The following is a 22,678-nucleotide window of genomic DNA, read 5'->3' as shown; positions in this document are numbered from 1 at the left end:
TTACATCTCCCCTTTCAACGAAAATATTTCTTCAATATATTGAAAATCTTGTAAGGAAAGATTTGCATTTCCTAGGTCACTTGGAGTTCGTTGGGTCTTACTTTGTTGAAGACAGTGATTCATTACACTTTTCAATTGATGCTGAAGTAGATCTAAAAATGCCAATATCGTCTCCTTCTTATATTCCTTATTGCTATACTGAAGATTTAGCGTAAACGTATCATTTACCACCACCGCATTTAGCTCGAGTGTGTAAGTACGCTTCATTTTTGGGTTCTGTAGCTGCCCGGATGGTAGGGACGAAAAAGTAAATTGGCTATTTTCCTTCTGTTGCCCAAACTGTCCCAAATAGTTAAATCGTACTTCTGGGGTATTGCTTGGCTTTTCTCTCTTCGTCAGGTACTGGAGTATCCCGTAACCTATTCCACGCTTTGGAATTCGTCGAAGTGTTTCTTTCACTTCTTTTATGGTGTAACCAACATCATCAGAATCTGTTAATTCCAAGAGAACAGGAAAACAACTGGTAAACCATCCGACAGTACGATTTAACACACAATCTTCTCCAATGTCTTCTCTCCCATGACCTTCTAAAACGAAACCAACTCGATTGAACCTTGTCCATTTTTTTAGAGCCAAACCTAAAGCAGTTAACAAAATATCATTTATCTCTGTCTGATACGCATGATGAATCTGACTCAATAACTGATTTGTTTGATGATTCGTTAGAGTAAAAGAAACTTCTGTTGAATCTTCCATCATGCTTTCTGAAATGAAATGATCTTTGGGTAATTTCATTAACTCCATTTGCTCTATTTTCTCCCAATAGGGTATTTCCTTTCTCATTTTGTAAGTTGTTGCATAGGAGTTTAAACGCTTAGCCCAATCCAAGTAGGATGTGGTCTTAGCTGGCAATTGCATGTGGTCTTTTTTTCTGATTTGTTGGTATACATGTTGAAAATCTTCTACTAAGATACGCCAAGACACACCGTCCACCACAAGATGATGCAACACCCACAGGACATAATCACCTTCATCTGTGATAAAATGCCCAATGCGCATGAGCGGTCCTTTGGTGATATGAAGACTGCGTTGGATTTGATTCGCCCATTTTTCCATACGTACAAGAGGGTTTTTATCTTTCCTCAAGTCAACGGTACATATTTGAAAAACTGCATCATGCATAGAATGATTCACTTGGAACCATTGGCCATTTACTTGATAAAAATTCATTCGAAGTGCATCATGGTGTTCTACTAACTTGGTAAAAACTTGGTGTAAATCGCTTGTTTGAATAGGTTTTTGATGAAATAAAAGGACTGATTGGTTAAAATGATGGACAATCGATCCATTTTGGTTAAAAAATTCCATTTGAATAGGTGTCAAAGGAGCTTTTCCTTCCACAGGATGTTGATCAATTTGTTGGTTCACATCTTCGAGAAATGGAATTAATTTTTGAATCGTTGGTGCATGAAACAAGTGATGGATACTTAGTTTCTTATTCTCTTTTTGTAACATCGCAGCGATTTGAATAGCTTTAATCGAATCTCCACCTAGTTCAAAGAAATGATCTGTCACTCCTACTCTTCCCAAGCCCAATACATACTGCCAAATCCGAGCCAATTGCTTTTCTTGTTTCGTTGCTGGAGGAACATACTCTCGCTGCTGTGTGGATGCATTTGGCTTTGGAAGTGATTTTCGGTCTATTTTCCCATTAGATGTAAGAGGAAGATGATCCATTGGGAGGAAAAATGCAGGAACCATATGAGAAGGTAGTTTTTGTTCCGCTACCTTTTGTAAAGTGGGTATAACATTTTTCTCATCCGCTATCACATAGGCACAAAGATACGTTTCATCCCGATCATCCTTCCAAGCACATACCACTATGTCCTTTACATTGGGTTGTTTAAGCAGTACAGATTCTATTTCGCCTAGTTCAATTCGATGCCCCCGTACTTTTACTTGTGTATCAACCCTGCCGGAAAAAGCGATATTTCCATCTGGTAGGTAGTACCCTAAGTCTCCTGTCTGATACAACCTTTCATGAGGGGCAATAGGAGAAGGATGAAATCTTGCTTTTGTCCAATTTAGTTTCCCATGGTAACCTCTTGCTAAGCCTGCTCCACCTACATAAAGCTCACCTCTGACTCCGACCGGAGCAGGTTGGCCAAACTGATCGAGTATATACACTTTTGTATTGCTGATCGGTCGACCAATCGGTAAGAGTTCATTCGCGTTCCAATCCTGTGGTATCGCATAACAACAACTAAAAGTTGTATTCTCCGTAGGTCCATAGCCATTAATCACTTGTACATTTCCTTTGGCTAACACTCTTTGCACATGAGAAACGGAGACAACATCTCCACCGACAAGCAATTGGTTTAATCCCAATAAACTAGGTAATTGGTAATCAACCATTAATTTAAATAGACCAGCTGTTAACCACAATGTGGTAACTTTTTGTCTTTTCAACTCAGCAGCAATCTCTTCCAAAGAAGGATGCCCATCTGGCATAATGACTAACTTTGCACCATGAAGAAGGCTCCCCCAGATTTCAAATGTAGAAGCGTCAAAAGCAACTGGTGCTAGCTGCAAAAAAACGTTATCTTCTCTAAAATCTGTATAATTAGCCCCTTTTACTAAGCGTATAACCCCTCTGTGTGTTACTTCCACTCCTTTTGGCTTTCCTGTTGTTCCCGAAGTGTACATAATATAACTTACACTATCAGGTTGAATCTCTGGAGAGAAATAGCTGCAAACCTCTCCCTCTGCTTCCACACATTTTTCTACATCCAACCAATTAACCCGATTCGACACCCGTAACTTAGTTCGCAAAGACTCGCAACTAAGGACTAGGCTCACATGGCTGTCCTTTAACATATATGTTATTTGTTCGATTGGATAGTTAGGTTCTATCGGAACATACACTGCTCCAACTTTTAGAATGGCCAACATACTTATGATCACATCAGGTGATCGTTCCAAAATGATTGCAATGTGATCTCCCGGCTGAATTCCCTCTTGTAGGAGGAAGTGCGCAAATTGATTTACCTTTGCATCCAGATCTAGATAAGTTATTTCTTGCCCCTTAAAGGACAGAGCAGTATTAGTCGGTGTTTTCTCCACTTGCTCTAAAAACAAATCAACAATGGACTGCTGGTCTGGGTAGTCTACATTTGTATCATTCCATGTGTAAAAAATTCGTTGCTTCTCTTCTGGTGTTAACATATCTAATTCATCTAGTTTTATCTCAGGCTGTAAAATAATTTGTTTTACAATTTGCATATAATGCCCCATCATTCGCTCTATTGTGTCAGAACGAAATAAACTGGTATTGTATTCAAATTGGCATCGGTACGTGTTCTTGTCTTCCTCTACAAATAAACTCAAATCAAATTTAGAGATGTCTCGTTGTACTTCTTGAAACTGGGCTGTTATCCCATCTAATTGAAAAAGATCACGGTTTATATGTGGCATAGAAAATAATACTTGGAACAATGGACTTCGACCCTTACCTCGATCCAATGTTAATTTCTCGATTAGCATTTCGAAAGGATAATCACCATGATCAAATGCAGACAAAGCATTTGCTTTTGTTTTTTGAATCAGATCAATTGCACGTTCATCGTGTTTTAATTGATTTCGTAATGCCAAAGTATTGACAAACATTCCTAATACTGATCCAACATCTTCATGACTTCTGCCTAAAACAGGTGTACCTACAACTACATCCATTTGTCTGGTGTATTTTGATAATAAAATGTTATACGCAGTGAAAAGAATGATAAAAGAAGTTGTACCAGTTCTCACCGCTAACTGTTTGATCGCTTGTGTTTGTTCTTCATTAAATGTAAAACAAAAACGATCTCCTTTGTATGTCTGTATTTCTGGCCGGTTAAAATCAGTGGGTAATTCTAGTAAAGGGATATCTCCTTGGAAGTATTGCAGCCAAAACTTCTCTTGGTGCAGAAACTCCTCTGATTTCATCCATTCTTGTTGCCATACGGAATAATCTTTGTATTGTATTTTCAATTTTGGAAGATTTGATCCACGGTAAACCATTGTTAATTCCTCAAGCAAAATGTCGATAGAAACACCATCAGCAATAATATGATGCATATCTACCAACAACAAAAACTTTCTGTTGGTTGTTTGAAAAATTTCCGCACGCAACAAACACGGATTACTTAAATCAAATGGCTGGATAAAATCAGCAACCCACTGGTTGGATTCCTCAACACTCCCTTTTCTCAAAGGCAAATGAAAATCTATGTTTGAATGGATAATTTGGACAGGCTCATTATCCAAAATTTCAAAAGATGTTCGGAGAGATTCATGCCTGTCAATAACGGTTTGAAACGCATTTTCCAATCGTTTGTGATCCAATTTCCCTTCCAGTACAACCATTCCACTCATATGGTAGTGAGTTGCATCAGGCTCCAATTGTTGTAAAATAAACATCCTTTTTTGTGCTGATGAGACTGGGTAGTGCGATTGAAAGGAAGCTGGTTCTATAGCTTGAAACCTGCGATACTCTTTATGTCGTAAATATACAGCTAATTGCTGAATCGTTGGATTTTCGAAAATAGCTTTGATTGTAACATCCGTTTGCAACTTCTTCTTTATTTTGGACACCAGTTGAATTGCTTTCAAAGAATGTCCGCCCAATTCGAAGAATGAATCCATGATTCCTATTTGCTCAATACCTAGGATCTGACTCCAAATTTCTGTCAATTGAATTTCTAACTCCGTAGTAGGTTCCACATATTCTTGCTGTAAACTAGACAGATTCATCTTTGGGAGTGCACTGCGATCCACTTTTCCATTTGCATTTGTTGCGATGCTTTTCACAGACGTAATAAAAGCTGGAATCATAAACGATGGCAGTCTTTGTTTTAAGTACTGTCTCAATTTATCTGTAGCTGCAGATTGGTTCCAGACTACATAAGCACAAAGATAACCCTCACCATGAAGTGGTGTCTCATACTGAACAGTAGTATCTTTTACACCATGATATTGTAAAATAGTTGATTCGATTTCCCCTAACTCTATCCGATAACCCCTGATTTTTACTTGTGTATCTTTTCGCCCCAAAAATTCGATATTTCCATCAGGTAAATACCGAGCGAGATCTCCTGTTCGATACATTCGTTCTCCTGCTATAAAAGGACTGGGTAAAAATTTTTCTTCTGTCGAATTCGGTTTATTCATATATCCTCTACTAACAGAGTCGCCTGCTACAAACAGCTCTCCAGCTACTCCCTCTGGCTGTGGTTGGAGCTTTTCATTTAAAATATAGATTTTTGTATTAGCAATTGGTTTACCGATCGGAGGCGTATCCAAACAATTCTGGGAACAATCCAAGGAATACGTGGTCACAACATGGGTTTCGGAAGGACCATAATGATTATGGACACAGATTCGTCCTTGTTCAATCATTCTTTTGATAGGCAAAGGAACTACCAATTGTTCTCCAGCGACAATGATATGTTGACATACCGATGGAAAAACAGTCTCCTCATCATCTATAAAACTAGCAACTGCTTTTAGATAAGTTACAGGACAAAAAACAACTGAAATATCATTGGTGTCTACGTATTGGAGCAGCTTCTGCACATCTTGTTTTAATGTTTGGCTACAAATAAACAGAGTACCCCCAGATAAAAGCGTAGAGAAAATCTCTTGAAAGCCCACATCAAATCCGATCGAGCTAAATTGTAGCACGTTTTTGTAAAATGGTACTTGGTCACGAGTAATCTGATCATAGAGCAAATTGATCAATTGCTGATGCTCCATCATCACCCCTTTTGGTTTCCCAGTGGTACCCGAAGTATAAATCACATATGCTAAGTTGGAAGATTGATTGATGAGTTGTAAATTGGTTATGTTAGCATAATGATGATCAAACTTCTCCATGTCAATCCATGAAAGCTTGATCGATAAATTTTTAATGATAGAATCATGGCTTAACACCCATTTTACACCACTATCTTCCAACATATATGCAATGCGCTCTTTGGGATAAATGGGGTCAATTGGTACATATGATCCACCAGATTTTAAAATAGCTAAGACCCCAATAACCATATCGACAGATCGGTCAACCAATAAACCAACACGATCATTTGGTTTTATTCCTTGTTCTCTCAATATATGCGCTAATCCATTTGCTCTTTTGTTTAGTGCTTGATACGTAAGCGATTTTTCTTTATAAACAACAGCTAATTCGTCTGGTGTCTTTTCAACTTGCTCTTCAAACCATTCCTGTACCAATTTTTCTTTTGGATAAGCTTTCCTCGTACCATTCCATTTCTGACTGATTGAATATCTTTCTTCCTCGTTCCAAATATCGATTTGATTCACTTGCATTTTTGGTTGAGATAAAACCGATTCTATGATTCTTTTTAGATGGGTTTCCATTTGTAAGATAAAGGAGTGATGAAAAATGCTCTCATCATAGATCATTTTAATATTCCATGTTTTCCCTGGGTGAATCACCAATGTCAATGGATAATTGGTTTGCTCAAAAATCTGTACATTATGAATCGACAATCCTTGATCCTGTTCCTCCCATAAGTGTTGAATTTCTTCATCCAATGGGTAATTCTCAAATACTACTATGTGATCAAATAAATCTTGCTGACTTTGGCGTTTTTGCATTTTATACAATGGACAATAGCTAAACTTTTCTGAGATAGGTGCTTGTTGCTGCAATTTGGTTGCCAGATTTACAAAAGAATCCTGAAATTCCCTAACCCGAACTGGAATAGTATTTATAAATAGTCCTAACGTATTTTCCATACCCTCTACAAGAGATCTACCAGAGGTTACAGAGCCAAATACCACATCATCCTGATTGCTGTACCGCTGTAATAATATCGCCCAAATAGCTTGAAAAACATTGTTGGTTGTTAGCTGGTACTGTTTACTCATATTTGTTAATGCTGATGTTTGTTCTTCTCCAATAGAAAATTGAATTTGTTGATAGTTTGCAGATATAACCTTTCTATTATTTCTTGGAAAGATAGATAAATCATCATAACCCTTTAAATATTCCATCCAATGGTCCTCTGCTTCTTGTTGAGGAAATTTTTTAAGACCATTGATAAACTCGATATATGGTCTTCCTTCTGGTATCTCTGCTTTACTAGAAAAATATATTGTAAATAAATCTTTCAGAAAAATCCCCAAACTCCAACCATCCATTAGGATATGATGGAAACTCCAAACAATTCGATGATGATTTTTTTCTAATTGAAAAACTCCAAAACGCATGAGAAGTTCACTCTTCAAATCAAATCCTTTTTTTCTGTCTTGCAGTTCATAAGATTCCATTACTTTCTCTGCTTTTTTGACAGAGAGGTGTGATAGATCTTCCCTATATACTTGAACTTCACGATGGTTTAGTACTACTTGCCGCGGTTTGTCCATATTATAATAAATAAAATTAGTTCGTAAGATATCATGTTTATTAATCATTATCTGTACACTCTTACTAAATCTATCAACGTTAAAATCGCCTTGAATGGAAAAAGAAATCTGTTGAAAATAAGTTTCTTTTTGCTCATCCATTAGGGAGTGATAAAGCATTCCCTCTTGCATTGGCGATAAAGAATAAATCTTTTCCACTTTTACCTCGGTTGCCATATATCCATCCTCCTTAACTCTCAAATGACGCTTGAATAAATGCTAATTCTTCTAATGAAAGTTCTGTATCTCCGAAATCGCTTGGCGTTTTTTCTATTTCTGTCTGATCAAGACAATGCTTGATAATCATTTCCAACTGGGTTTTTATATTGGTTGATATCTCCTCCATTGTTTCTTTGTCATAATCTTTGTTACTGTAACGGATACATAAGGTAAACTTTTCATTTAGTACAATGGCATCTATCTCCAAGGTATAAGCTCGTTTCATTTGTGGATGACTACATTTTCCAGTTGGTTGATTAAATAATGAAAAAATAGATTTTTTTGTAAATATCTCATCAAATTGCCCTAGGTAATTAAATAAGATTTCTGGATGCTTTGGAGTACGAAGGTGATTTGAATTTAAATGATGCAGGACTCCGTATCCAATCCCACGGTTTGGCACACGTCTGAGTGTCTCTTTCACCTCTTTTATGATCTGTCCAACCTCCTTTGTTGATTGGGAAGAAAAGTCAAATACAACAGGAAACATACTCGTAAACCAACCTACCGTTCGATGAACCTCGGCATCACTTACTATTTCCTCTCGACCATGACCTTCTAACATGAATCCAATCCGATCCGAATGTATCCAATTTTTAATCGATAAACTTATTGCGGTTAGCAATATATCGTTTATTTCTGTTTGATAAATACGATGTATGTTACTAATAAGCTGAGTCGTGTGTTCTTTGGATAGAAAAAAGGTAACTTCGTCACAATCTTCCACTTTACTGTTATGATGAATATAATCTTTTGGCAATGGCGGTATATCTACTTGTCCTACCTTTTCCCAATAATCAAACTCTTCACGTATTTTGCTATCTAGTGCGACATTTTGTATCAACCTAGCCCAATCACGATAAGATTGAGTTTTTGCTGATAAAACAGGTTGCTTGTCTTGGATCAATTTTTGATAGACATGTTGGAAGTCTTCCAGTAATATTCGCCAAGAAACTCCATCTACAACTAAGTGATGAATGATCCATAACAGGTAATCCCCTTGGGAAGTGTGAAAATGTCCCACACGCATCAATGGCCCATTCGATATATGAATACTCTGTTGCAAGTAGTTTCCCCATTCTTCCATCTTCTTTTCTACTTCTGCTTCGTTGCTTAAATCCACTGTAGTAATATCGAACAAATTATCTCTCATTGGCTGATTTATTTGCTCCCATATACCGTTTACTTGCTGAAATTTCATGCGCAACGCGTCATGATGTCTCATCAAATGTGAAAAAGCTTGTTGCAAATGGACGTGACTTAGTAGGGATGAATGATAGAGTAATACAGCTTGATTATAATGGTGCACAACAGAAGGATCATTTTTCACTAAAAAATCGTTCTGGATAGGACTAAGAGGAACATTCCCTTCAATCATTCCTTGATAAATCTCTTGTTTCTTGTCTTCTAAATAAGGAATCAGTTTTTGAATGGTTGGGGCTCGAAAAAAGTGCTGAATACTTAACTTTTTGTTTTCTTTTTGTAATAAGGAAGCGACTTGGATTGCTTTTATGGAGTCTCCTCCTAATTCAAAGAAATGATCTGTTATACCTACCTTTCCTATACCAAGTACTTGTTCCCAAATCTGAACCAATAATTGTTCATCATCTGTTTTGGGTGGGACCAGTTCATCTATTCTTTGAAACTTTGTAGGTTCTGGTAATGCCTTACGATCTACTTTCCCATTCGTTGTCAAAGGTAGCTCTTTTAATTCCACGAAAAAAGCTGGGATCATATATCCAGGAAGCTTCTGCTCTATGTCTTTTTTTATTTCAATGATTGAAAAGAAATTGTTACCTACTACATATGCACACAAATAGGTTTCACCATGAATATCTTTCCATTCTCGAACCGTTACATTTTTAACCATCGGATGAGCGGCTATAACGGATTCCAGTTCCCCTATTTCGACCCGATGACCACGTATTTTAACCTGATGATCTATTCTCCCGCAAAATTCTATGTTTCCATCTGGCAGAAAACGAGCCAAATCCCCTGTTCGATATATTCTTTCACCTGGGATAAATGGATTATCGATAAACTTTTCCCTTGTTAACTGTGGTTTACCGAGATATCCACGTGCTAGACCAGAACCACCGATACACAATTCGCCCAGTGAACCGATCGATTGTAACTGTAAATGATCGTTTAGAATGTAGATCAGTTTATTTGTAAGTGGTTTACCTATTGACACAACTGTATGATCTTGCTGTACGTCTGGTTTCCACATCGTAGCCCAAACTGTAGCTTCTGTTGGGCCGTAGCCATTCCTATAAATATCCTTCCACTCTTCTACGATTTCGATGGTACTTGCAGATCCTCCAGCGATCACTTGACGGAGGCAAGATAAATTCCTTCGATCCAATTGACGCAAATAGGGAGGTGGTAACGTAATCATACTTAAACTATTTTGTTGCACAAATTTTTCAAATACACGGACATCAGAAATCACTTCATCAGATATGACATAAAGGGTTGCACCAGTAAGAATAGCAATTCCGATATCCCATATCGAAACATCAAAGGAAATACTAGCAAACTGGCCGATCCGATCCGAAGTTGTGATGGATAGATCTGTTTTCAGGTGATCGATCATTTCCACATAACCAGCATGCTCTACCATTACTCCTTTGGGATTACCAGTAGTTCCAGAAGTGTATATCACATATGCTAGACCTGTGGGGATATTGACGATCGGTAAATTACTATCTGCTATACTTCTCTTCTCCAAATCTTCTATGGATAACCAGTTATTCGTCATCATATTTACCTTTTGATATTTCCCCATCGTTTTTGCATGACTTAGAACTAGTCGGGTATTACTATCTTCTAAAACATATTGCACTCTCTTCGCTGGATAGGAAGCATCGAGTGGTACATAAGCTCCACCAGCTTTTAAGACTGCTAAAATAGCAATTACCATATCGACAGAACGTTCCATCACGATACCTACTCGATCATCGGGTTGTACTCCTTGATTCCGTAAAATATGAGCTATCTGATTTGCTTTTCGATTTAGTTCTTGATAAGTAAGCTTTCTCGTTTGATCAACAATGGCTACTTGGTGCGGTGTCTGATTGACTTGTTTTTCAAAGGCTTGTTGGATTGTTTGTTTCTCAGATGTTTTTTGCCTGGATTTTCCGCTCCATTCCTCCAAGAGAATCGACTTCTCTGCATCTGTACAAATATCCAATTGATTTATTTTGGAAGAAGGAGCTTCTATCATGGCTTTCATTAGAGAAAACAAACGATCTATAAATTGATCTATCTCCTCTTCCTTCAATGCCTTTAGTTGATAATCAATTTGAATATGTAGCTTATCCCAAATTGTAAAATTTTTGATATGTATACTCATTAAATTAGCATCTGTTCCACCAAATACCTGCTGTGAATCTTCAGTGCTTATTTCTTGGTACTCCACCCCAACGGAAAAAAGTTGTTTTCGATCCTTTCCTTCTAATCTGTCATCTTGAATCAACTGGTTGTAAGGATATCGTTGATGACGTAACAACTTCATTTGTTTCCGATTCACAGCTTGGATCCATTGTTGTACAGATAGTCCATCCACTATTTCCATATGAAATGCCAGTGTACTGACAAACATACCAAGTAAATCTCGTTCTCCTGACCATCGATTGGCAAAGTATGTTCCAAGTACGATATTTTTTTCATTGTGTATTCGCGAATAGTAGAGAAATAACGATGACATAAATAACGTATAAATGCTTGTCTTGTTTTCTTTACAAAATGCTTCTATTTTTTGTTTCAAATCATCTGGTACTAGAAAATCTTTTCTTTTTGCAGTTAAACTGCCAGCATATAGCTGATCTAGTTCATCTGCAATATAAGCAGGAAGTTCATTCCCAAATTCACTTCTCCAAAACTGCTGATCTTTCTTATATCTGGGAGATGATTTATATCTTTGTTCGATTTCAATATAGTCAGAAAGTGTCAAGTTTACTTCCTTTTCTTTGAAAGGCTGTCCTCTTTTCAGGCATTCATATATTTCCTTTATCTTTTTTATGATCAAAGTGATCGAAATACCATCGATAATGATGTGATGGCACTTAATTGCTAGATAACAGATATCTTTCCATTGAACAATGGTAAACTGGTACAATTCCTGATTATAGAGATTTATTGGAGTACTTGCATAATGATCAAACCATGTATTGATTTCCTCTTTCGCAGATATTTTTACTACCTTTATGTCATACTTTTCCTTCGCCTTTTCCACCAACTGCATTGGTTCATCTGTTGTCGAATCCATAGCAATTTGCACTCTTATCATTTCTTGATGAGAAAGAAAAGTTTTTATTGCTTCTTTTAAAAGCGCTAGGTCTGGTTTAACCATTTTTGTTCTAGTAGTAATATTGCTCACGCTGGTATTGGGAAAGAACATTTCGGTAAACCAAACTCTTTTTTGAGCATCTGTTAACGGAAAGAACTCAATCACCCTATATATACCTCCTTCGTCAAATCATGGAATTTTTTGTAATAATTTACATTATAAACAAAAAAACTCATTTTTCAATTATCCTGACAAACGAAATTTTATTAACATTATATGAATGAACGCTCAAATCGTTGTTTAAACAATCTTTCTTGATAGGATTAGTGGAGTATTTAAAAATTTTAAACGGATAAAGTTCATGCTTAAAATGATGAAAATACCACTAACTAAGCCTTTCGCAGAATAAAGTTGGAAAGCTTTTTTCCTTTTTGAAGTACAAGTGAAAAAGAATATCCATATTTTCACCTAATAAAAGAATAAAAAGCACCGAAATCGGTGCTCTATCCTCCCCTCATGGGTAAAACAAAGAGTATCGCTGTTTTTATTAACATTGTTTTGTACATAATTCTTTCAAGTGATGGAATACAATAGCTCTGATTTTCTCAGGTGGTAACAAATCCGGTTTTAGAATTCGATGAATGGCTAAACCATCCACTAAACCATATAAACGATCTATTTCTAATTCCATATCTAAATCTTGTTTTAACAAGTTGGATTCTTTCAGTATATGAAGAGCCCATTCCATCCCTCTATACACATCTGAGTACATCTTATCACTCAATTCAATCATCTTAGCATCACTAAGTGCTTTTGCATGAAAAGCAAGCCATACTTGTAATTCTATCTGCTCTTCCTTATTTTGCGGGATGAAAAATAGGACTATTTTTTGAGCTGCTTCAAGGGGAGAACCGTCAAATTGTTGAACCCTACTTTGGATTCTTGCTTCCATTCTCTCTATAATGAGATTCATGGAGAAGTAAAGTAACTCAGATTGATTGGTAAAATAGTGTCGCATGGTACTTACCGATAAATTGGCTTCCTCGGCAATATTACGCACAGTGGCTTTATCAATTCCACTCTTTAAAATCACTTGCCAGACTGCTTGCGCCACTTTCTCCTTTTGCTTTTGATGATCAACGATCTTAGGCATCAGATTCCAATTCCTTTTTTGTACAATTGTACCATTAAAATAATGGTGATTCCATGCTCAAGGAAACTTACTTCGTAGATGGGATTGTCCCAGCTACCCTTTTTCGTGCTGTTTCCATTGGACCTAAAGCAAAGAAACGTAACCATAATGGAGAAAAAATAATTTGGAAAAACATGACCGTTATCCAAATACCAATAATCGTGATAGAATCCATCTTTCCACCAAGGCCCATTCCCCTACCATAAAAAATAAATGAACAAAGAATATTTTGTAAGACATAACAACTGAGTGACATTTTCCCTGTATTCTCAAACCATCTCCATAGTACCCATTTTTCTTGTTTTTCTACTAATCGAGCAAGCAAACCCATATACCCTACTGCCATAACCGGAGCAAAAACATAACGAACAATTACATCAAAATAACCACCCGGAATAAACAGAAGTAAATTAAGAGGAATCCCTATGAATAAACCAAACTTCAACATTTTCCCGCAAATCATGCTTCCTTTTTCATCGGGTGAAAAGGCTCCCATTCGCATGAGTAGAACTCCAGCTAGAAATAAAAGTATATTTGAACTAAAGGCTAAAATCAGCTCAAGCCGAAGTACAATAAAATTTTCCATTCGATAGATAACCTGCTCTCCCCATGTTCCATTTTGATAAAGAGCTATCACTTCTTTTGCATCTCCGCCAGAAATCTGTAATCCATTGAATTGTAAATATAAAATCCCCAGATAGAAAAGCACATGGATGCTCCCAAAGATCACCATTGCTCTTTTTATAGATTTCTCTCATGTTTTGACAATAAATGATACTATAATTGCAGCGACAGCATAGCTCATCAGGATGTCATATTCCATGACAAGCATAAAATGTAGGAAACCTTCTACCATTAAAATGAGAGAAATCCAAATGTACATACTTGGCCAAGCTTTCCCTTTTCGTAGAGACTGCTGATATTTGAGTTCCAGCCCTACCCCGAACATATTAGATAGCCCGAGAAATTTACCATTCACCAGCAAAAGGATAAGGGTGGAGAAAAAGGTATCCGCCGATGACCACCAAACATTGTTTGGATCTGTTAGCATGGCATTTATATCACCTAAGTGGGAAAAAATCCAAATATTTGTCCCGAGTGTCCCGAAAATGACAAAACCACGTAAAATATCTAATATTCTGATTCTATCTTGTCTTTGAGTAATCCAAATCAGTCCTTTTTATAACACGATCGTTCTATAAAAATAGAAGCACAGTCGTACGATAAAAAACAAGTTCTATTCCTAATTTATGTATACTTACATTCATGTTTACGGACTCTTGTTAGGTATTAAATTCATATTGTCCATATAGGTTAATATGTTGTCAGTAACAGAAGATGTTTGTTTTATACTATCTGGACCCTGACCATTCATTCCCCTATATGTCAACATGTTGGATATATGAAAGCATTATAGTAAATGATGCTTTCATATATCTAAATCTGCTGATTAGCCTAACGAACTCCTTTTGTAAACAGGAATCCAGATTTCGCTCTTATATCCTGAACTATCAGTATCTTCGTATTCTGTAAATAAAATCTCAGGACCCTCTACTACTTGATAATTAGATGAGGGAAACCATCCCGCATAGATTTGTCCCCATATTTCCTGTATTTTACTAGGACTACTAGACACCGTGAAGATAGCCCATGTAGATGGTGCAACATCTATAGAATTCAAACCTAATAAATCTTTTTTTGTTGTTGCCACACCAATAAGATGATCTAATTTAGCCTTTTCCTCATCTTCTCTTTCCCTAAAATGAAAGGAAGCATTATAGCCGCCTAAAGGCTCCACGTTTGCAAGAGATTTTAGCTTGGAATAAACATCATCTGTTATTTTCATAAGCATTTCTGTTATAGCAGGGTTTTCTCCTTTATATACGAGAGGAATTGTTTCTTTTATACCTACAATCGTAAATGCCTCTTTTTTTTCAATGCGATAATTCAATTCACTCCCGCCGTTAATGGTTAATTGAAAAGTCAAGCGTGGAAAAGCTTTTAAGGATTTTCCTTCTTTATTAACCTGAGAAGGGTTAACACCGTGCAATTGATAAAAAGCTTTCGCGAACGAATCAGGTGAATGGTAGCCATACTTGACAGCAACATCAATGACTTTCTTATGCTGATCTTTTAATTCAAAACCAGCCACGGTTAACCGTCTTCTTCTTATATATTCAAGTAACGTAATGCCTGCTAAATAGGAGAATATTTTTTTGAAATGAAATTCTGAGCATCGTGCAATTTTTGCTACTTCAGCCATATCTATTTCATTATCAAGGTTTTTCTCAATATAAGTTAAAGCATCATTCATATCCTTTAGTGAATTCATGTCTTCCGCCTCCTCTCTCTGATATCAATGAAATGCTCCAGACAATCCGTATCTAATGTTTATAAAAACTTTACTCTAACTAAGTTTAATGCTTTAGATCCGACCAAAACAATATCAGTTTTGTCGGGAACAATGATGCCAATGGTGTTAATGTTCATTTAAGAAGAAAGGAGCTTCTTAAATGAACTATTTTGCTACAGTGTTACCAGGTTTAGAGGATCTTTTTATTCAGGAGATTAAACATAGATGTTTTGAAACTATGATTACAAAAGCAAATCGAGGTAAAGTTTTCTTTACCTCGATACTAGATGTTGAAGATCTAAAAAGATTAGCAAATAATTTATATTACGTTATCACTGAATTAGAAGTTGGATTGCATCGTCAACATCTTCAACAATGGTGTAATCAAGTTTTTCATATAAATCTTAAGCCATTCTTAAGGATCACATACTTACCAATTGGAAGTAGCAGACGCTGCAATGGAAGGAATAAAAAAACGTTACCCTCACAAAAAAATGAGTACGAATTGTCAGCCTGATGTGGAATTTCGACTAGACATTGAGGATTATCAAGGTATTTTTTCACTTAAGTTAACGAATGCATCGTATCGATTCAGACGAAATGATAGACGTTTCTCAGCAGCATCTCTTTTACCCATTCTCGCGCATGCCATGGTTTGGCTTTCAGATCCTGTAGAAGAGGATATTTTTGTTGATCCATGTTGTGGGGTCAGGCACAATCTTATCGTATTCCTCTACCTATATCGGAGGAGATATCGATCATCAAATACTGGATGTAGCGAAAGATAATCTCATGGATACTTATGCAGAGGTCATTCATTGGGATGCTCGTGAATTAGCCTTTGCCGATACTTCTATTGATAAAATCGTCAAAAATCTTCATTTGGAAGGCAAATTTCATTCGGGAGAGAAACAAACGAAATCAACCGATCAATCTTGATTAAATATCACGAGTGATAAAAATTCAAGGGAAAGTTGTCATTCTATCAGGAAATTGGTCTGAGATTTTACAAGTTGCTGCATCATTACATTTGCGATTAATAAAAGCATTCCCGCTAAGTCTCAAGGGACTGTACCCTGCTATCTATGTTTTCAAGAAGTTTTAAAGGCAAAAAATTGAAAGATTGGTAGATAGTCAACTGCCGTTTTTGTATCTAAGGAATCCTTCAAGATTGTCTTCGGTATGAAAGATACTGCACCAATATATAAAAATGGTGTCTTTGTTCCGGGTATTGATCAAACCACATATAAAAATATGCAAACTTATTTTAAGCAGGTATCTATGGAACAAGTAGATGAAATCCTATATATAGCAGTTGACCATGCAGTAGCAGAATGTCCTAATTCTTTTATAGAGTTGATAATTGCTAAGCAACAGTGGGCAGTTTTTGTACTTTCTTCAACATCGCAGCGTGAATTTTATAACACCTGGTATTATTTATTTTCCGTGTGGTTTCTTACGAATCGGTACGAACTTGTAGAAAATGCACAGTTTTCTCGAGTTATAAAAGCAGATGCTCTATATGAGCTATGGATTCCAGTGGCAAGAATCAAATCGTAATCAGTATTTAAATGGGGACGAGGAACAATGATTTATAAATATGAAATGGAGAAAGAGGATTATAGTGATTTTGCAAGTGGCAGGGTATTACATAATGCTCCGAATACAACGGGATTTCCTGCCAGGTTAGGTAAGGAGATTATGTCTAGATGTTTAACCCAATTAAGGACCGATAAAAACTTAATTCTGTATGATCCATGTTGTGGTGGCGCACATCTATTAACATTCATTGGCTTTCTTTACAGGGAACACTTTGCTGAAATCTATGGATCGGATATTGATGAGCAGGTCCTTGAATATGCAAAACGAAACTTAAAACTTCTAACTGAGGAAGGTCTTCTTGCAAGAAAGGAACAGCTTCAAAGGGATTTTGATATTTATCAAAAAGAATCTCATCTGCATGCCTTGGAAAGTGTAGAACGTCTTGAAAGGTTAAATCAAACAGCGGTTAAACAACTGCAATGTTTTCCCTTTCATATAGCGGGAATTACACGCCCTCCAATACAAAACGTCAATATAGTCTTTACAGACCTACCTTATGGAAATATTGTCGATTGGAAAGGATCTAAGGACAATCATATACAACAAATGCTCACTAATATTTATCAGATATTGGACTTAAACAATTCGATCGTTGCCATCGTTTGCGATAAAAAACAAAAAGTAATACATGGAAATTTTGAAAAAATTCATGCATTTCATCATGGTAAACGAAAGATAACATTTTTGAAGCCATTCACCTGATTCGTTAAACACTAGCTTGCTCTTACGAAAGTACCAGGGATGATATCCCCTTAATTCATAGGAAAAGGATGAGATTAGATGACTGTATACGAAAAACCAACATTGGAGATCCCGCAAGTGGAAGTTGTGTTAAGTGAATATTTTCAATCGACAGTGACAGAGATAACGCCATTGGAAGGGGGAAACTTAAGCACTGTATTCTCCTTCGTGGTTTTGGATAAGGAATATGTGATTAAATTTAGCGATCTGGCAGGGCATTTTGAAAAGGAAAGATTTATTTCCAAACTCTTATCATCCCAAGGAATTCCCTTTCCTTCCTGTCACAGATTAGGTAAATTCCAATCATTAGACTATCTCATTTCTGAAAAGATCAGTGGTCACAATTTAGCAAGCTGTTCTCCTGAACAACGACGACACTTGCTGCCAGAGGTCGTTCAGTTGTTAACACGAATGAACCACGTTGAGTTAGGTGAAACAAACGGTTATGGCATGATAAATTCGGACGGAAATGGTACCCATAACTCATGGACAGAATATGTAATTGCCGTTAATGCAGAGAATCAAACGGGCTCCTTCTGGGAAGGGTGGTACGACTTGTTCAAAACTTCCTGCCTTGAAAAGGATGTGTTCGATGAATGTTATAACCGTTTATTGGCTTACTCGACCTATAATGAACCACATCGCTATTTTATTCATGGTGATTTCCATCAGTTTAATATCTTATCTGATGGTCAACATATAACAGGCATTATTGACAGTAATGGTAAATATGGCGATTTTCTAGTCGACCTTGCTACATTAGATTGGCACTTACAGACACTCGATGTGATTCAGCAATATCAGAATTATCAGCAGCAAATTGACATTTCTATTCCTAATTTTGAGGAAAGAATAATTGGCGCTAAGTATTATAATGGATTGATTGGATTACGATTCTATGCAAAGATGGGCTGGAAGGATGCTTATTTCGGACTTCGCAAAGAGCTTTTAAGCTTGACCAATTAGAGAGGAAACACGCCCATCAAGTTAAAGCCAAAATGAATCCCTCAAAACAAAAAAACACGCCATTCTTTAGGAATCATTTAAAGAATGCGTGTTTTCTGTAAGAGTAGGCATGAAAGAAGAATTTCATTTTGGGGAGAACAAGCAAGTTTCAGTGACAATATCTGGTTACGCTATGTATTTGGTTGAGTGAACTGGAAGTTACAACAAAGATTACCACGAACGAAAGGACTCCACCAATGGTTGAATGAAAAAGCAATTACCTTTCTTCAACTTTCCCTATTTCATTCCAAACGAATTACTGGACACACTACACACAAAACCCCAGAGAGCTAATACTCTCTGGGGTTTGAACAATACTTGCTAAATTCCATGCTTCAAATGTTGATACCGTACAATGAGCAAATCAAGTTCTCGACTAATGGGTAAAACGGTGGGGTCCAGTAATCTACTTGGTTCCCCTTTTACAGATTGATGTAGCTTTTTGCGTACTCGCTCCAACTCTTCTTCTAAACTCTTCAATGGACATGCATCTCCCATGGAAAGATCCCCCTGCCCTAGCATAGAATAATGAATATTGGTAGCTATACACTTCTTCTCTAACCTTTGACCCATATATCTCTTCTCTTTACTTATACGCCAGTATGACCAAATCCACCTGCTCCACGAACTGTACCGATCAATTCTTCTACTTGCTCTAGATGGACTTTTGCCACTTCTTGAAAGACCAGCTGTGCAATACGATCCCCCCTGTTTACACGAAAAGGTTGATCACCAAAATTGACCATAATCACTTTAATCTCCCCGCGATAATCTGCATCGATGGTCCCTGGCGAATTTAACATGGAAATTCCGTGTTTAAAAGCTAGACCACTTCTTGGACGTACTTGGGCTTCTAAATTTTCAGGCATTGCGATCGAGATTCCAGTTGGGACTAACTTCCATTCTCCAGGTTTTAGCACTAATTCTTCTGTAACAGCAGCAGATAAATCAAATCCACTTGCCCCAGTAGACATTTTCTTTGGTAATATTAAATCTTCATTTCCAGCTATACGACATATTTGTACCGTTTGCATGTAATATGATTACTCCTTTGTTGCAAATTGCTAAATAGTAGGTAATTTTCCATCAGGTGAAATAATGACAAGCGACTTGGCTGATTGAAAAATTCTTTTTGCCATGAAGTTAACACTATCTAAGGTTACTTGTTCCACTTTTCCAATGATTTCATCGAGTGATAAATGTTTCTGCAGCAATAACTCATTTCTCCCTAATCGGCTCATACGGTTATTGGTGCTCTCCAATCCCAACATCATACTGCCTTTCAGTTGTTCTTGAGCTTTTATTAATTCCTGTGACGATACTCCTTGTTCCGCTACTTGACACAGTACATCTTCTATCACATTACATACTTCTTGTTCTTGGCCATGCTTTGTCCCAGCATATATTGCAAACAACCCAGTATTGCGATGCGAAGAATGATATGAAAATACAGAGTAAGCTAATCCTCTTTCTTCTCGAACTTCTTGAAAGAGACGAGAACTCATATTGCCACCTAAAATGTTATTTAACAAAATAACTGGGTATAGTTGAGCATCCTTTACAGAAACCCCTTCAAAACCGATGCACAAATGGGATTGCTCTGTTGTTTTTTGCTTTGCTATCAATTGAGGAGTAAAGATGGGTATATGCCCATCTCTTTGCATGGCTTCGCCTCGATGATGAGAAAAATATTTCTCTACTTGTTGCATGAAGTTATTAGGGAGATTTCCAGCAAGGGCAATAACAACATTATTCGGATTGTAATGATGTTCTCTATATTTTAAGAGTTGCTCTCTTGTAAAAGATGAAACGTTTTCAGCTGTTCCAATAACCGGATAACCAAGTGAATGGGTAGAAAACGAAATCTCTGAAAGCATATCGTGAATGAGGTCATCTGGAGTATCTTCAACCATCGAAATCTCTTCTAAGACGACCTTCTTCTCTTTCTCCATCTCTTGTTCATCAAACGTGGAGTGAAAAAACATATCCGCTAAAAGATCGAGTGACATAGAGAAATGTTGATCTAACACTTTTGCATAATAACACGTTAATTCTTTGGATGTGAATGCATTGACTTGACCCCCAAATTGGTCAAAGCCTTCTGCAATTTGTCTTGCTGTTCGAGTCGTTGTCCCTTTAAAAAGCATGTGCTCCATAAAATGAGAGATTCCATTTAATTGCTTGGATTCTCCCTCTGATCCTGCACCTATCCAAATTCCTAATGCAATGGAACGAACGTGAGGAATTTGCTCTGCTACGATGCGTATTCCATTCGATAAGGTATGGGAAATGATTGAAAAAACCTCCTAGTATACTACTCCTGATTCCAAATTCAAGAAGTATTTTCACTATACCAGATTAAGGATGAACCCTCAACGGGGGGTTCATACGTTTCGTAGAGAGTACTTCTGAAACAGTGGTAAGAACAAGATTTTTTTGCTTTATTGCATGAATTATACCTGGCAATGCTTTTACTGTACGATCAGTAGGATGCATCAAAATCAAATTTCCGGGTTCTACCTTTGTGCTAACTTTTTGTATCATAGAAGAAGACGAAGTCGTCTTTCGCCAATCAATCGTATCCAAGGTCCAGAGTACAGTACCCAATCGAAATTCATTGGCTATTTGAACAACTTTTGTATTGTAATCCCCAGCGGGAGGGGCAAACCATTTGCTTGGATGATGAAAAACTTGTTTGATTACTTCCTCTGTACGACCTATTTCTCTTTGCATTCTATCTACGGTCACTTGGCTCATCATACGATGTGTATATCCATGATTGCCAATTTCGTGCCCTGCATTCTCTAAAGCTAGACCTTCTTTACGATGATCATTGAGCCATGTACCATCTAAGAAAAAGGTAACTTTGATATTTTCTTTTTGGAAAATTTTGAGCATCTCTGGTAAGTACTCTGTTCCCCAAGCTACGTTAACCATTAGTGCCACTGCTTTTTTCTGCTCATTGCCTCGATAAATAGGTCCTGTCCCCAAATCCTTAAGATCAATAACAGGCTTGACAATTTTGTAAACCCACTGGATTTGTTTGCTATGAAGTTGTTTTGTTTTTTCAAATGTTTTTTCTTTGTCCACTATTAGCCCATCTAAACCAGGAATTAGCTTCCATACTCGATCATTTCGTGCATTAATAGGAGCTGATTCATGGCTGGAAGCTTCCTTATCGATCTTTGCCTTTAATCCAACGTCATCTGATAAAAACACAGGAGTTGCAGTTTGATTACGCAATGCTGATATGTATACGAATACAGGAGAATGATAGCAGATAATTGTTACAATAATGAGCGTCAAAACACTTGCTATATAATAGTTCTTTTTCACAATTATGTCATCTCCTCTCTCTTTTACTGTATGAGAGGAAAAGGAAAAAATGAAAAACAAAACGTTGTTCTAAGCATGATGGAGTTCTCAGATAAAAAGAAAATAGAAAGACTTTATTGGCTCCTGTATAGAAGCCCACTTTCGGTTATTATATTGCAAAATCTTTAGATGCCTCACGAACTTCTTCATGTAGAGAATCTTTGCCCTTCTCTACAGTCCATTTCAATAGTGATGGTACTGTTTCATCTATTAGTTCTAATAATCTACGATACTCCCACTCATCATCAAAGTTTATGCAGTCATTTGCGACTTTGGGAATATGCTCAAGTAACCAGTCTTGATGAATCAATTTAATTTGTTTCCTTGCAAGTGTTATTGGGCCAAGGTTCTGTCCTTGACAAGCAAGCATAACAAAGTAAAATCCTAAGGATTTCTAACCCTACTGAAGATTCTAGTTTTGTTATCTGAATAC

16 protein-coding genes are annotated in these 22,678 nt (G+C 36.9%); 5 read left to right on the top strand and 11 right to left on the bottom strand.

All coding sequences use genetic code 11. The features are described 5' to 3' along the window. The 6 genes from GSM42_RS14610 to GSM42_RS14590 form a co-directional block, all read right to left on the bottom strand. Nucleotides 1-7,644: a non-ribosomal peptide synthetase gene (locus GSM42_RS14610; protein ID WP_160802281.1), complete on the bottom strand. Its 7,644-nt coding sequence runs from the start codon at nucleotides 7,642-7,644 to the stop codon at nucleotides 1-3. Nucleotides 7,645-7,657: 13 nt separating this feature from the next. Beyond that, nucleotides 7,658-12,142: a non-ribosomal peptide synthetase gene (locus tag GSM42_RS21200; RefSeq protein WP_160802280.1), complete on the bottom strand. Its 4,485-nt coding sequence runs from the start codon at nucleotides 12,140-12,142 to the stop codon at nucleotides 7,658-7,660. A 382-nt stretch (nucleotides 12,143-12,524) separates the two neighbouring features. Beyond that, a complete protein-coding gene (locus GSM42_RS14600; protein ID WP_160802279.1) occupies nucleotides 12,525-13,130 on the bottom strand; it encodes a TetR/AcrR family transcriptional regulator in 606 nt (201 codons plus the stop codon). Between the two features lie 67 nt (nucleotides 13,131-13,197). Further along, complete coding sequence (locus GSM42_RS21195; RefSeq protein WP_338055311.1) at nucleotides 13,198-13,878, bottom strand: DUF418 domain-containing protein; 681 nt, start codon at nucleotides 13,876-13,878, stop codon at nucleotides 13,198-13,200. Nucleotides 13,879-13,923: 45 nt separating this feature from the next. Then, on the bottom strand, nucleotides 13,924-14,220 hold the full coding sequence (locus GSM42_RS21190; RefSeq protein WP_338055310.1) for a DUF418 domain-containing protein: 297 nt from the start codon (nucleotides 14,218-14,220) through the stop codon (nucleotides 13,924-13,926). Nucleotides 14,221-14,619: 399 nt separating this feature from the next. After that, on the bottom strand, nucleotides 14,620-15,501 hold the full coding sequence (locus tag GSM42_RS14590; RefSeq protein WP_160802278.1) for an AraC family transcriptional regulator: 882 nt from the start codon (nucleotides 15,499-15,501) through the stop codon (nucleotides 14,620-14,622). Nucleotides 15,502-15,682: 181 nt separating this feature from the next. Here GSM42_RS14590 and GSM42_RS14585 point away from each other — a divergent pair, with 181 nt between their 5' ends. From GSM42_RS14585 to GSM42_RS14565, 5 genes are all read left to right on the top strand, one after another. Further along, on the top strand, nucleotides 15,683-16,039 hold the full coding sequence (locus GSM42_RS14585) for a THUMP domain-containing protein (RefSeq protein ID WP_160802277.1): 357 nt from the start codon (nucleotides 15,683-15,685) through the stop codon (nucleotides 16,037-16,039). Between the two features lie 173 nt (nucleotides 16,040-16,212). Continuing rightward, the gene (locus tag GSM42_RS14580; RefSeq protein ID WP_160802276.1) at nucleotides 16,213-16,461 is read left to right on the top strand and encodes a class I SAM-dependent methyltransferase; all 249 of its coding nucleotides are present in this window, start codon (nucleotides 16,213-16,215) and stop codon (nucleotides 16,459-16,461) included. A gap of 243 nt (nucleotides 16,462-16,704) precedes the next feature. Beyond that, on the top strand, nucleotides 16,705-17,082 hold the full coding sequence (locus GSM42_RS14575; RefSeq protein ID WP_160802275.1) for a GyrI-like domain-containing protein: 378 nt from the start codon (nucleotides 16,705-16,707) through the stop codon (nucleotides 17,080-17,082). A 27-nt stretch (nucleotides 17,083-17,109) separates the two neighbouring features. Beyond that, nucleotides 17,110-17,826, top strand: a complete 717-nt coding sequence (locus tag GSM42_RS14570; RefSeq protein ID WP_160802274.1) for a hypothetical protein — start codon at nucleotides 17,110-17,112, stop codon at nucleotides 17,824-17,826. A gap of 78 nt (nucleotides 17,827-17,904) precedes the next feature. Beyond that, complete coding sequence (locus GSM42_RS14565) at nucleotides 17,905-18,831, top strand: phosphotransferase family protein (protein WP_160802273.1); 927 nt, start codon at nucleotides 17,905-17,907, stop codon at nucleotides 18,829-18,831. Between the two features lie 360 nt (nucleotides 18,832-19,191). Here the strand turns inward: GSM42_RS14565 and GSM42_RS14560 are convergent, their stop codons facing one another. The 5 genes from GSM42_RS14560 to GSM42_RS14540 all read right to left on the bottom strand — a co-directional run bounded on the left by GSM42_RS14560 (nucleotide 19,192) and on the right by GSM42_RS14540 (nucleotide 22,615). Further along, a complete protein-coding gene (locus GSM42_RS14560; RefSeq protein WP_160802272.1) occupies nucleotides 19,192-19,368 on the bottom strand; it encodes an aspartyl-phosphate phosphatase Spo0E family protein in 177 nt (58 codons plus the stop codon). 92 nt (nucleotides 19,369-19,460) lie between these two features. After that, a complete protein-coding gene (gene dut, locus GSM42_RS14555; protein WP_160802271.1) occupies nucleotides 19,461-19,904 on the bottom strand; it encodes a dUTP diphosphatase in 444 nt (147 codons plus the stop codon). Between the two features lie 30 nt (nucleotides 19,905-19,934). After that, nucleotides 19,935-21,164, bottom strand: a complete 1,230-nt coding sequence (locus tag GSM42_RS14550; protein ID WP_160802355.1) for an insulinase family protein — start codon at nucleotides 21,162-21,164, stop codon at nucleotides 19,935-19,937. A gap of 64 nt (nucleotides 21,165-21,228) precedes the next feature. Next, nucleotides 21,229-22,206: a polysaccharide deacetylase family protein gene (locus tag GSM42_RS14545; protein WP_160802270.1), complete on the bottom strand. Its 978-nt coding sequence runs from the start codon at nucleotides 22,204-22,206 to the stop codon at nucleotides 21,229-21,231. Between the two features lie 148 nt (nucleotides 22,207-22,354). Continuing rightward, nucleotides 22,355-22,615, bottom strand: coding sequence for a hypothetical protein (locus GSM42_RS14540; RefSeq protein WP_160802269.1), 261 nt, complete (start codon nucleotides 22,613-22,615; stop codon nucleotides 22,355-22,357). Between the last annotated feature and the right edge of the window lie 63 nt (nucleotides 22,616-22,678).

The organism is Shimazuella alba, from assembly GCF_009831235.1.
In the GTDB taxonomy this organism is placed as follows: domain Bacteria; phylum Bacillota; class Bacilli; order Thermoactinomycetales; family Thermoactinomycetaceae; genus Shimazuella; species Shimazuella alba.
This window is presented reverse-complemented; position numbering and strand designations above follow the sequence as displayed.